We start from the raw sequence: 12,118 nt of genomic DNA, 5'->3' as shown, positions 1-12,118 counted from the left end.
ACGGACGCTTGAACCTACCCTCTTTTCTGAGAGCGTTTCCAGCGCCAGATTTTCGTGACCGCGTTGGCGTTCCGTGTGGCCCGCCGTCGCTGTGAGAACTCCTCTAAGGGGACCTTGGAGAACCGTCAAACGCTTTTTTGCAGATTTCTTGCAGATCCGTGGCAATCCTGCGGAATCGCTTGGGTTTACCGCTTGTGAAGGCGCTCGGTGCATGGGGTAGAGCGATGGAGATGACCGCCCTTTCCCCGGATCCCACCACCGAATCGTTGGCATCGCGCATCCGCCGCGCGGTGATCTGGCGATCGGGCAGCCAGATTCTCGCCCAGACGGTGCAATGGGCCGCCACCTTCCTCGTCATCCGCATTCTCGGGCCTGCCGATTACGGCCTCGTCGCGATGACCCAGGTGGTGCTCGCGCTGCTCAACATGCTGAACGGCTATGGGCTGGCGAGCGGGCTGGTGCAGCAGGCCGAGGTGACCGAGCGTCAGATCCGCCAGCTCTTCGGGATGCTGATCGTCCTGAACGGCGGGCTCGCGCTCGCTCAGGTGGCGCTCGCCCCGCTCGCCGCCGCCTATTACCGCCAGCCCGAGGTGACCGTGCTGCTGCGCGTGCAAGCGCTCGTCTATCTGACGACGCCGTTCATCGCGCTTCCCCTGGCATTGCTGTCCCGCCGGATGGACTTTCGCCACCAGGCGCGCGCCAACATCGCCGCCTCGATCGCCAGCGCCACCGCGGCGTTGGGGGGCGCATCGGCGGGGCTCGGGGTATGGACGCTGGTGCTCGCGCCGTTGACGCTGTTCACCGTGCGCGCGGCGATGCTCACCTGGAGCGCGCGCGCGCTGATCTGGCCGAGCTTCGACTTTCGCGGCGCGGGCAGCCTCGCGCGCTATGGCGGCGTGGTCGCGGCGGGGCAGCTCTTCTGGTTCGCGCAGAGCCAGGCCGATGTGTTCATTGCCGGACGCCGCTTCGCGCCGGCGACGCTCGGCATCTACACGACCGCCCTGTTTCTCGCGCAGATCTTCGTGTCCAAATTCGTGCCGCCGCTCAACGAGGTCGCGTTCTCCGCCTATGCGCGGATGCGCCACGAGGCCGAAGACGATGGCGCCGTGGCGCGCGCGTTCGTCCGTGCGGTGGGGATCGTGATGATCGCGGCGCTGCCCTTCTATCTCGGGCTGTTCGTCACCGCCGAGCCGCTGGTGCTGACCGTGCTGGGGCCCAAATGGGCGGCCGTTGCGCCCGTGGTGCGGCTGCTCGCGCTCGCCATGCCGTTCATGACGTTGCTGGTGCTGTTCACCCCGGCCTGCGATGCGCGCGGCCGGCCGGGCGTGGGTGTCGGCAACGGCGCTTGGGGCGCGGCGATCCTGACGATCGCGTTCCTGATCGGCGTTCGCGGCGGGCCGACCGGGATGGCGACCGCGTGGATCGTCGCCTATCCCCTCTATCTCGGCATCAGCGCGCACCGCGCGCTGCCGGTGATCGGCGCGCGCGCGCGCGACGTGGCGCGCGCGATCCTGCCACCGCTGCTCGCGTCGACGGGCATGGCGCTGATCGTGTCTCTGGTCGACCGCGTGCTGCCCGCGATGGTGCCGGCCGCCCGGCTTGGCGTGCTCGCGGGCACGGGGCTGGTGGCCTATGGCGCGTGGCTGATGCTCTTCGCGCGGCCCACGCTGCTGGCATTGATCGCCATGGTCCGCCGCGCACCGCCCGCTCACCCAGCCGCCTGAACCCGGACGCGGGCATCAGGCCGACTGGATATAGTCGCGCATCGCCGCGGCGTCCGCCTCGATCCGGTCGATCCGGTATTTGACGAGGTCGCCGATCGAAACGAAGCCGACCAGCGCGCCCTTCTCGACCACGGGCAGATGGCGGATGCGGCGGCGCGTCATCAGCGACAGCGCGCCGATGACGGGCTCGGACGGCGCGACGGTGACGGCCGGCGCGGTCATCATGTCGGCCACCCGGCGGTCGAGCGCCGCGCCGCCCTCCGCCTGCAGCCCGTGGATCACGTCGCGTTCGGAGAAGATGCCGACGACCTGGTCGCCCCGCATCACCGGCACCGCGCCGATCCGGCGTTCGGCGAGCAGCGCCACCGCCTCGTGGACGCGCGCATCCGGGCTCAGCGTCACCACGTCATGCACATCGGATTTCAGGATCGCCGCGATCGTCATCTTCGCCTCTCCTCCTCAGCGTGTTCCCCGCCTCGCCGGAGTGAAGCATGTTTTGCCGCGCGCGCCTAGCGCCGACGCCGAAACGAGAAGGACCGGCGCCGCGGGTGCGGCACCGGTCCTCTGCACATCACGCGGGGGCCGCGATCATTCCGCGGCGGACGCCTCCACGCGCGGGGTGCGGCGACGGCGCGGCTTGGGCGCTTCCGCCTCGGGCGTGTCGGTGTCGTTGGCGACCGCGGAGATCCCAAGCGACGGCGGCAGGCGATCCGCCTCGAACGTCGCAGCCTCCTCGACCGGCGCGACCTCGCGGCGGGGACGACCCCGCCGGCGCGGCGCCTCGGCCTGCGGCTCAGAGGCCGGCGGCGACGCTTCGACCGGCGCGGCCGTCACGAAGGTGGGCGAGGGCGCATCCTGCACGTCCTGCGACGGGGTGCCCTCGCGCGGCTGGGTCTCGGTCTGCTCGAACCGGTCGCGGCGCGGGCGGCGTTCGGTCTGCGGCTGGTCGCCGTCGCGGGGGCGCCGGTCGCCCTCGGCCTGGTTGCGCGCCGGGCGATCGGCGTTGCGCTGCGACTGTTCGCCCTGGCGCTGGCCGTCGCCGCGCGATTGGCCGTCCTGGCGGTTGCCGTCGCCGCGGGCTTCGTAGCGCTGCCCGTCGTTGCGCTGGCCGTCGTTGCGCGGATTGTCGCCGCGCTGACCGTCACTGCGCTGGCCATCGCCGCGCTGGCTGTCGTTGCGTCCACCGTCCTGGCGGTTGCCGTCGCGCATGGCGCTCTGTTCGCCCGCGCGGATCGGCTCGCCTTCCTGGCCGAACTCGTCCTCGCCCTCGCCGTCATAGCCATCGTCGAACGCTTCGTTCTGCTGGCGGCGCGGCTGGCTTTCCTCGAAGCGGCTGCGCTGCTCGCTCAGCACGCGGAAATAATGGTCCGCAAACTGGAGGTAATATTCGATATTGACCCGGTCGCCCGAAAGCTGCGCGTCGCGGGCGAGATTCTTGTACTTTTCGAGCAATTGCGCCGCGTTGCCGCGCGCCCGGCTGTCGATCCGGTTGCCGCCGTCGCCGCGACCGGGATTGCCGCCCTGACGCGGGTTGCCCCCGCCGCCACCGCCACCCGCACCGTTATTGCCCCCGCGACCGCGACGGCGGCCGGCTTGCCTGTTGTTGATCAAGCTTGTGTCCTCAAGTTTCCGACCCGTATGCGGCGCGAACCCGTCCTGGGCCCGATCCGTTCGGGCGATGCGCGTTCCCGGCCTCGGTGCCGGGGTCTGCGGCACGTCGGGCCTGCCACGGCCGCCGGATGAGGCAGCGTCATGACGAAGGGTGAAGGACGGCGCCCGAAATCAACCACATGTGCCGATGTCGCGAGCCCCTCACCCCCCAATAGCGGCACGAGGGCAGGCCCGACAAGTGAAATATCGTCACGGTTCGCGTTAATTCACGTACAGACCAGCGCGCGGGGAAGCCCGGCATAATCGTGCACCAGCACCGGCGTCAGATCCTGCGCGGCGACGAGCGCGGATACCGCATCCGTCTGAGTCGCCCCGATTTCCAGGATCGCGACGCCGCCGGGCGCGATCAGCCGGGGGAGTTGCGGCGCGATCGTGCGATAGGCGTCGAGCCCATCGGCGCCGGCGAAGAGCGCCAACCCCGGTTCGTGGCCGCGAACCTCCTCCGGCAGCGCCTCCGCGGTGCCGATATAAGGCGGGTTGGCGAGCACCAGATCGAACGGACCCGCGATCGCCGCGGCCCAGTCGCCCTGCACGAACCGCGCATCCGCGCCGAGCGCCGCGGCATTGGCGCGCGCATAGCCGAGCGCTTGGGCCGACCGATCCACCCCCAACCCGCGCACCGGCCACAGATCGAGCGCGGCGAGCAGCAGCGTGCCGGGCCCGGTGCCGAGATCGAGCACGCTGCGCGGCGCGCGGCCGGCGAAATGGCGCTGCGCCGCCTCGATCAGCACCTCGCTGTCCGCGCGTGGCACCAGCACGCCGGGGCCGACCGCGAGATCGATCGTCCAGAAGCCGCGCGTGCCGAGGATATAGGCGATCGGCTCGTGCGCCACCCGGCGTTCGACCAGCGCGGCGAAGCCCGCGGGTGCGCGATCGTCGAGCCGCCCCAGCAGCAGCGCGTCGCGCGCGATCCCCATCGCGTGCGCCATCAGCAATTCGGCATCGAGGCGCGGCGTGGCGGAAAAGGCGAAGCGCGCCGCCGCCGCCGCGATCGCGTGGCGCGCGGTGGAGGACGCGCCGGTCATCGCCGGAGTCGGGCCGCGACGCAACAATGCCGCGTCGTCGGTCGGGGCGGGCCCCGCCAACCGCGCCTGTGCGAGTCTAGCCGCAAGGTGCGGCCGGCCGCCCTACGCATCCAGTTGCGCCAGCCGCTCCGCTTCGTCCTCGGCGATCAGCGCGCCCACCAGCTCGTCCATCTCTCCCGCCATGATCTCCGGCAGGCGGTGGAGCGTCAGGTTGATCCGGTGATCGGTCACGCGCCCTTGCGGGAAATTATAGGTGCGGATCCGCTCCGACCGGTCGCCGGAGCCCACCATCGCCTTGCGCGCGCCCGCCCGATCGGCATGAAGCCGCTCGCGTTCCAGCTCGTAGAGGCGCGTGCGCAGCACCTTCAGCGCCTTGGCCTTGTTCTTGTGCTGCGATTTCTCGTCCTGCTGGATCACCGTCAGGCCGGTCGGGATATGAACGATGCGCACCGCCGAATCGGTGGTGTTGACCGATTGGCCGCCCGGACCCGAGGAACGATAGATGTCGATGCGCAGATCCTTGTCGTCGATCTTCACATCCACCTCTTCCGCCTCGGGCAGCACGGCCACCGTCGCCGCCGAGGTGTGGATCCGCCCCCCCGCCTCGGTCGCGGGGACGCGCTGGACGCGGTGGACGCCGGATTCGAACTTCAGCCGCGCGAACACCCCCTGTCCGGTCACGCTCGCCACCGCTTCCTTGAAGCCGCCCGCATCGGAGGCGGAGGCGGAGATCAGCTCGACGCGCCAGCCCCGCGATTCGGCGTAACGCTGGTACATGCGGAACAGGTCGCCCGCGAACAGCGCCGCTTCGTCGCCGCCGGTGCCCGCGCGCACCTCGAGCATCGCCGAACGCTCGTCGGCGGCATCGCGCGGCAGCAGCGCGAGCGCGAGGCGGCGATCGGCAGTGTCCAGCGCTTCCCGATTCTCGTGCAGCTCCTCGGCGGCCATCGCGCGCAGCTCGTCATCGGCGTCCTGCGCCATATAGGCGAGGCTCTCGGCCTCGGCGCGCAATCGCCGTACCTCGCTCGCCGCCTGCGCGACCGGCTCCAGCTCGGCATATTCCTTCGACACCTGCACGAACCGGTCGCCCGCGAGATCGCCCGTCGCCATCAGCGCCTGCAACTCGTCGCGCCGCGCCTCGATCTGGCGGATCCGGTCGGGGGAGATGGTGGTCATGCGATGCCCCTACCCTTCGGCGCGGAACGGGCGCGCCTCAACGCAGCGCCTCCGCCAGATCGCCGAACGCCACCTCGGCCTGCGTGCCGGCGCCGAGCGTCTTCACCGCCGCGGCACCCTTGGCGATCTCGTCGTCCCCGACGATCACCGCGAACCGCGCGCCGAGCGCATCGGCCTTGGCAAGGCGGCGCTTCATATTGCCTTTATAGGCCATCTCGATCGACAGGCCGGCCCGCCGCAGATCGGCCACCAGACCGGTCGCATGGCGTTCCGCCGCCGGCCCCATCGGCACGAACACCGCATCGATCGATGGCTGGTTCGGCTCCGCCACCAGCATCGCCAGCCGCTCGACGCCCGCCGCCCAGCCCACGCCCGGCGTCTCGGGGCCCCCCAGGCTCCCGATCAGCCCGTCATAGCGCCCGCCTGCCAGCACGGTCCCCTGCGCGCCCAGCCGATCGGTGACGAACTCGAACGCGGTGTGGCGGTAATAATCGAGGCCGCGCACCAGCCGAGCGTTGCGTTCCCAGGCGACGCCCGCCGCATCGAGACCCGTCGTCACCGCATCGAAGAAGCCACGTGCCTCAGGCGTCAGATAGGCGTCGATATCGGGCGCGGCATCGGCGATCGGCCGGTCGCGCGGATCCTTGGAATCGAGGATGCGCATCGGGTTCTTCGCAAGCCGCGTCAGGCTGTCCTCCGACAACGCATCCCGGTGCGCCTCGAAATGCGCGACCAGCGCCGCGCGCCACGCTTCGCGCGTTTCCGCATCGCCCAGCGTGTTGAGCTGCAAGGTCACGCCCGCGATGCCGAGTTCGCGCAGCAGCTGGTCCGCCATCACCAGCAATTCCACGTCCGCGGCGGGCTCGGCGGCGCCGATCACCTCGGCATCGATCTGGTGGAACTGGCGATACCGCCCTTTCTGCGGACGTTCGTAGCGGAACACCGCACCGCTGGTCGAAAGCTTCAGCGGCGCATATTGCTGCCATCCTTCCGTCAGATAGGCACGCGCGATCCCCGCGGTGAATTCGGGGCGCAGCGTCAGCATGTCGCCGCCGCGATCGGGGAAGCTGTACATCTCCTTCGACACCACATCGGTGGTCTCGCCGATGCTGCGCGCGAACACCTGCGTATCCTCGAACACCGGCAGGTCGACGCGCTGGAAGCAATAGAGCGTCCGCACGCGCTCGAACGTGGCGAGCACATGCGCGAAACGGCGCTGCTCCTCGCCGAAGATGTCCTGCGTGCCGCGCACGCGCCGGGGGGTCTCGATCCGTGCCATGTGGCGCGGGTATCTAGGCGAGGCGACGCGCAAGCGCTAGCACTCTCCCCATGGCGAAAAACGAACCCTGGTGGGGCCTTGGCAATCGCGTGGCACCGCCGCGCTTCATCCTGTTCGTCCTGCTGTTCGCGATCGGGCTCGCGATCGGGGTGCCGCTGCTCCAATGGGGGCGGGCGACGATGGCGGCGTTCGACGTGGCGGGCTTCGTGTTCCTGCTGTCGTGCTGGCCGCTGCTGCACGGCGCCACGCCCGAGGGCATCCGCGCCGCCACCCGCGCGAACGACGCCAACCGCGCGGTACTGCTGGGCTTCAGCTTCGTGACGCTGATCGTCATCCTCGTCGCGGTGCATGGCGAACTTAAGGGCAAGAACGACGCGCTCGCGCTGGTCCTGGTGCTCGCCACACTGGTGATCGCGTGGCTGTTCTCCAACATCCTCTACGCGCTGCATTACGCGCACCTGTTCTACAATGACGACGGCGACGATGGCGGCGACGATGGCGGGCTGGAATTCCCGAAGACGAAGGAGCCGACCTATTGGGACTTCGTCTATTTCAGCTTCACGCTCGGCATGACGTTCCAGACGTCGGACGTCGAGATCTCGTCCGAACGGATGCGCCGCATCGTGATCGGCCAGTGCCTCGCCGCGTTCGTCTTCAATCTGGGGGTGCTGGCCTTCACCATCAACGTGCTGGGCGGCGGCAGCTAAGGGACTGGACGGCTGACCTTTCGCACGGTTACACCACCGCCTTCATCCGAATTCGAGGGCCGTCCATGATCCGAACGCTGACGCTTGCCGCCTTGCTCGCCTCCTCCGCCATCGCCGCGGCACAGGTGCCCGCGGGCAACAGCGCGCCGCAGCCCGTGCCCTATGCCGACACCATCCCCGCGCCGCAGGACGTGCCCTATCCCGGCACGCTGACGCTGGACGTGGATGCCACCAACACCGATCAGGGCATCATCAGCGCACACGAGACGATCCCGGTGGCGAAGGCCGGGCCGATGGTGCTGCTCTATCCCAAATGGCTGCCGGGCAACCATTCGCCCTCGGGCCAGATCGACAAGCTGGCGGGGCTGCACGTCCGCAGCGGCGGCCGGGAACTGGCCTGGACGCGCGATCCGGTCGACGTCTTCGCCTTCCATATCGACGTGCCGCAGGGCGCGAAACGGCTCGACATCGACCTTCAGTTCCTGTCGGCGACCAAGCCTGACCAGGGTCCGATCGTCATGACGCCCGATATCCTGCGCGTGCAGTGGAATTCGGTGAGCCTCTATCCGGCGGGCTATTTCACCCGCCAGATCCCGATCACCGCCACCGTGAAGTATCCGGCGGGCTTTACCGCGGCGGCGGGCCTGCCCTCGCGCAACACCGGGTCCAACTATGCCTATCAGACGACGAACTACGAGATCCTCGTCGATTCGCCGACGCTGGCCGGGCGCTATTACAAGGCGTTCGCGCTCTCGCCGCGCGTCACGCTCGACACCTTCGCCGACAGTCCCGGCCAGCTGGTCGCCACGCCCGAGCAGATCGATGCGCACAAACGGCTGGTCGATCAGGCGGTGAAGCTGTTCGGCGCGCAGCATTACGACAATTACCACTTCCTCTTCTCGATCTCTGACCGGATCGGCGGCATCGGCCTCGAACATCATCGCAGTTCGGAAGACGGGACGAAGGCAGGCTTCTTCACCGAGTGGAAGGACAATGTCGCCGCGCGCAACCTGCTGCCGCACGAATACACGCATAGCTGGGACGGCAAGTTCCGCCGCGGCGCGGATCTGTGGACGCCCAATTTCGACGTGCCGATGCGCGATTCGCTGCTGTGGGTATATGAGGGGCAGACGCAGTTCTGGGGCTATGTGCTCCAGGCGCGATCGGGCCTCGCCACCAAGGAGGAGATGCTCGACATGCTGGCGCAGGCGATCGCCAGCTACGACCGCGCGCCCGCGCGCCAGTGGCGGCCGCTGATCGACACGACCAACGATCCGATCATCTCGCAGCGCCGGCCCAAGGGCTGGGTCAGCTATCAGCGATCGGAGGATTATTATGTCGAGGGCGCGATGGTGTGGATGGAGGTCGATTCCATGCTCCGCGCCATGTCGGGCGGCACCAAGTCGATCGACGATTTCGCCCGCGCCTTTTTCGGCGTGCGCGACGGCGACTGGGGCGAGCTGACCTATAATTTCGACGACGTGGTCGCGACGCTGAACGGCGTGCAGCCCTATGATTGGGCGGGCTTTCTCCGCCAGCGCCTGACCGAGACGGGCAAGCCCGCCCCCACCGCCGGCTTCGCCGCCAACGGCTATACGCTCGGCTACACGCCCGAGCCTTCGCCCGCGACCAAGAAGGCGGAACGCGGCGGGATCGACGCGCTCGATTCGGCTGGGCTCGCGGCGGACAAGGACGGCAATCTGACGAGCGTGATCTGGGCCAGCCCCGCGTTCAAGGCAGGGCTCGACACCGGCGGTACGATCCTGGCGGTGGGCGACGGCGCCTTCTCGCCCGATCGGCTGCGCGATGCGATCGTGGCGGCCAAGGGCAGCAAGGAGCCGATCCGCCTGACGATCAAGGCCGACGACCGCGTGCGCACCGTGGCGATCGACTATCATGGCGGCCCGCGTTATCCGCATCTGGTGAAGACCAGCACGGGCGAGACCGGGCTCGACCGGCTGCTGGCGCCGCGCTGACATCCATGTTGCTTTTTCACGGGGCCGCGCCGAAAGCGCGGCCATCCCGTCTGCTTGCAAAGGATTTGCCATGCGTATCGACCTGATCCCGACGGGCAAGAACCCGCCGGAAGACCTGAACGTCATCATCGAGGTGCCGACCGGCGGCGAGCCGGTGAAGTATGAATTCGACAAGGCGTCGGGCGCGCTGTTCGTCGATCGCATCCTGCACACGCCGATGCGCTATCCCGCCAATTACGGCTTCGTGCCGCACACGCTGTCGCCCGACGGCGATCCGCTCGACGCGCTGGTGATCTCGCGTTCGCCCTTCATCCCGGGCTGCGTCGTCCGCGCCCGCCCGATCGCGGTGCTGAACCTCGAGGACGAGGCCGGCGGCGACGAGAAGCTCGTCTGCGTACCCGTCGACTCGGTCTTCCCCTATTATTCGAACGTCGGCGGCCGCGGCGACGTGCCCGAGATCGTGTTCGAGCAAATCGAGCATTTCTTCACCCACTATAAGGATCTGGAAAAGAAGAAGTGGGTCCGCGTCGGCAAATGGGGCGATGCCGAAGAGGCCAAGCAGATCACGATCGAGGCGATCGCGCGCTACGATGCGGAAAAGGCCAAGGGCGAAGAGCCCGCCGATGCCGACGAGGTCGCCGGGCGGGCCTGATCCCGCCCGCTGCGTTTGATGGCGTTATTTTGCCCCGTTCGCCATGAGCTTGTCGAAGGGCGGGTCCAGCAAGGGGCGCTTCGACAAACTCGGCACGAACGGGGTGGGAGGCTGGATCAAACCAGCCTCACCCTGCGCTACCCGCGGGCCAGGGCCAGCAGCGCGTCGCCGTCCACGCGCTGCACGGTCCATTCCGCCTGCCCCACCGCACCCAGCTTGCGGTAGAAGCGCACCGCGGCCTCGTTCCAGTCCAGCACCGACCATTCGAATCGCGCGCAACCCCGCGCCACCGCAGTCGCCGCCAGATGCCGCAGCAGCGCTTCGCCCACGCCCCGCCCCCGCGCCGCGGGCGTGACGTAGAGATCCTCCAGATACAGGCCGCGCCGTCCCTTCCACGTCGAGAAATTGTGGAAGAAGAGCGCAAAGCCCACCGGATCGCCGTCCATTTCCGCGATCACCGCTTCCGCGGCGGGCACGGGCCCGAACAGCGCGTCGGCCAGCATCGCCTCCGTCGCCTCCACCGCATCGGGCTCGCGTTCGAACACCGCGAGTTCGCGCACGAAGCGCAGGATGGTGGGCACGTCGTCGGGAACGGCATTGCGGATCATGCGGAAGCCTCTGTCTGCGCGGCCGGGATCGGCCGCCGCACCGCGATGGCACATCCCGCGACGATGAGCACGGCGCCCGCCATCGTCCAGGGCGATACGCGCTCGCCGAAGACGCGCCAGCCGAGGACCGCCGCCCACAGAAAGGCGCTATATTCGATCGGCGCCAGCCGCTGCGTCTCGCCGCGCGCATAGGCCCAGGCCATCAGCAGCGACGAGATCGTGCCGAGGAACGCCGCCGCGAGGATCGCCGGCGTCTGCGGCCAGGCGGGCATCGCGGCGAACCACGCGCTGCCCAGCAGCAGCAGCGCGGTGGTCGCCACGCTGGTGAACAGCGTCACCTCCAGCGGATCGGCGAGCTGCGCCTGCCGCCGCAGCAGGATCAGGCTGTACGCATAGAGGATCGACGCGACGACGATCGCGATCATGCCCAGCACCGACCCGGTCGAGGCACGCGCCTGCACCGCGCCGCCCGCGATCGCAAGCACGCCCAATGCCGCGACCAGCGACCCCGCGACGGCGCTGCGCCGCACTGTCTCGCCGAGCAGCGCCGCGGCCAGGTAAAGCGCGATCAGCGGCGCCAGAAAGGTGAGCGCCACGCTCTGCGCCATCGGCACCCGCGCCAGGCCCCAGAAGAAGAACAGCACTGACAGCCCCGACGCCAGCCCGCGCGCGCCGTGCAACCGCAGCGCCGGCCCCGCCGGCCAGGGCCGCTGGCGCGCGACGAACACCGATCCCGCGATCACCATCCCCGCGACCGAGCGCCACAGCACCGCGCTGTACGCGCCGCTCTGGATCGACAGCCCCTTCATGATCGCATCCATGCCCGAATAGATCGCGATCCCGACGGCCGCCGCCATGACGGCGGGGACGGAATGGCGGCGGCCGCTCACCGGATCAGGCGGATGGCGGTGCCGAGCTTGCCGTCGAGCGCGCCCATCCGACGGTCCGCGGTATAGATCGTGCCTCCGCGCAGCTTGGCCAGCGCCAGACACATCCGATCGCCCAGCGACGCGCCCGCCGCGCGCGTCGGTTCGCGCAGGCGCGCCGCTTCGGTTGCCTGTTCGAGGCCGCAATCGACGATCTCGAGATCGTAGCCCGCGATCATCGCGAGCACCGCGTCGGCGGTCGCACCACGCTCCACGGCGCGCGAACAACATTCCGAGATGTTCACCGTCGACATCACGCCGCCGCGAAGGATCGACGCCACCCTATCCGCGCCGGGTTCATCGAGCAGCAACGCCATCAGCGCAGCCGCATCGATGATATCGCTCACGCCTCTCCCCAATCGGCGCGCTTTTCC

12 protein-coding genes are annotated in these 12,118 nt (G+C 69.1%); 4 read left to right on the top strand and 8 right to left on the bottom strand.

Features of this window, described 5'->3' with window-relative positions; all coding sequences use genetic code 11:
* Positions 1–224 precede the first annotated feature (224 nt).
* Entirely contained in the window at positions 225–1,724 is a 1,500-nt protein-coding gene (locus tag OXQ95_RS12915) for a lipopolysaccharide biosynthesis protein (protein ID WP_267381897.1), read from the top strand.
* Between the two features lie 15 nt (positions 1,725–1,739).
* Here the strand turns inward: OXQ95_RS12915 and OXQ95_RS12910 are convergent, their stop codons facing one another.
* The 5 genes from OXQ95_RS12910 to hisS all read right to left on the bottom strand — a co-directional run bounded on the left by OXQ95_RS12910 (position 1,740) and on the right by hisS (position 6,875).
* Entirely contained in the window at positions 1,740–2,168 is a 429-nt protein-coding gene (locus OXQ95_RS12910; protein WP_242097494.1) for a CBS domain-containing protein, read from the bottom strand.
* Between the two features lie 144 nt (positions 2,169–2,312).
* Entirely contained in the window at positions 2,313–3,335 is a 1,023-nt protein-coding gene (locus OXQ95_RS12905; RefSeq protein WP_267381896.1) for a DUF4167 domain-containing protein, read from the bottom strand.
* 266 nt (positions 3,336–3,601) lie between these two features.
* The gene (prmC, locus tag OXQ95_RS12900) at positions 3,602–4,420 is read right to left on the bottom strand and encodes a peptide chain release factor N(5)-glutamine methyltransferase (RefSeq protein WP_267381895.1); all 819 of its coding nucleotides are present in this window, start codon (positions 4,418–4,420) and stop codon (positions 3,602–3,604) included.
* Positions 4,421–4,522: 102 nt separating this feature from the next.
* Positions 4,523–5,596 (bottom strand): peptide chain release factor 1, encoded by a 1,074-nt coding sequence (gene prfA, locus OXQ95_RS12895; protein WP_267381894.1) that lies wholly within the window; start codon positions 5,594–5,596, stop codon positions 4,523–4,525.
* A 37-nt stretch (positions 5,597–5,633) separates the two neighbouring features.
* A complete protein-coding gene (hisS, locus tag OXQ95_RS12890; protein WP_267381893.1) occupies positions 5,634–6,875 on the bottom strand; it encodes a histidine--tRNA ligase in 1,242 nt (413 codons plus the stop codon).
* Between the two features lie 50 nt (positions 6,876–6,925).
* Here hisS and OXQ95_RS12885 point away from each other — a divergent pair, with 50 nt between their 5' ends.
* The 3 genes from OXQ95_RS12885 to ppa all read left to right on the top strand — a co-directional run bounded on the left by OXQ95_RS12885 (position 6,926) and on the right by ppa (position 10,210).
* Complete coding sequence (locus OXQ95_RS12885) at positions 6,926–7,582, top strand: DUF1345 domain-containing protein (RefSeq protein WP_242097489.1); 657 nt, start codon at positions 6,926–6,928, stop codon at positions 7,580–7,582.
* A 65-nt stretch (positions 7,583–7,647) separates the two neighbouring features.
* On the top strand, positions 7,648–9,558 hold the full coding sequence (locus OXQ95_RS12880) for a peptidase M61 (protein ID WP_267381892.1): 1,911 nt from the start codon (positions 7,648–7,650) through the stop codon (positions 9,556–9,558).
* A 70-nt stretch (positions 9,559–9,628) separates the two neighbouring features.
* Positions 9,629–10,210 carry an inorganic diphosphatase gene (gene ppa / locus OXQ95_RS12875; RefSeq protein ID WP_267381891.1) on the top strand — a complete coding sequence of 194 codons (582 nt, stop codon included), beginning with the start codon at positions 9,629–9,631 and terminating at the stop codon, positions 10,208–10,210.
* A gap of 137 nt (positions 10,211–10,347) precedes the next feature.
* Here the strand turns inward: ppa and OXQ95_RS12870 are convergent, their stop codons facing one another.
* The 3 genes from OXQ95_RS12870 to OXQ95_RS12860 are packed head-to-tail and all read right to left on the bottom strand — an operon-like array spanning position 10,348 to position 12,091.
* Positions 10,348–10,818, bottom strand: coding sequence for a GNAT family N-acetyltransferase (locus OXQ95_RS12870; protein WP_267381890.1), 471 nt, complete (start codon positions 10,816–10,818; stop codon positions 10,348–10,350).
* Positions 10,815–11,675, bottom strand: coding sequence for a DMT family transporter (locus OXQ95_RS12865; protein ID WP_267381906.1), 861 nt, complete (start codon positions 11,673–11,675; stop codon positions 10,815–10,817). Before OXQ95_RS12865 ends, OXQ95_RS12870 begins: the two co-directional genes overlap by 4 nt.
* Before the next feature lie 29 nt (positions 11,676–11,704).
* Positions 11,705–12,091 carry a type II toxin-antitoxin system VapC family toxin gene (locus tag OXQ95_RS12860; RefSeq protein ID WP_267381889.1) on the bottom strand — a complete coding sequence of 129 codons (387 nt, stop codon included), beginning with the start codon at positions 12,089–12,091 and terminating at the stop codon, positions 11,705–11,707.
* Positions 12,092–12,118: the final 27 nt, after the last annotated feature.

The organism is Sphingomonas sp. GC_Shp_6 (assembly GCF_026540835.1).
Classification (GTDB): Bacteria; Pseudomonadota; Alphaproteobacteria; order Sphingomonadales; family Sphingomonadaceae; genus Sphingomonas.
Note: the sequence above shows the minus strand (reverse complement) of the source record. Positions and strands in the feature narration are given on the sequence as shown.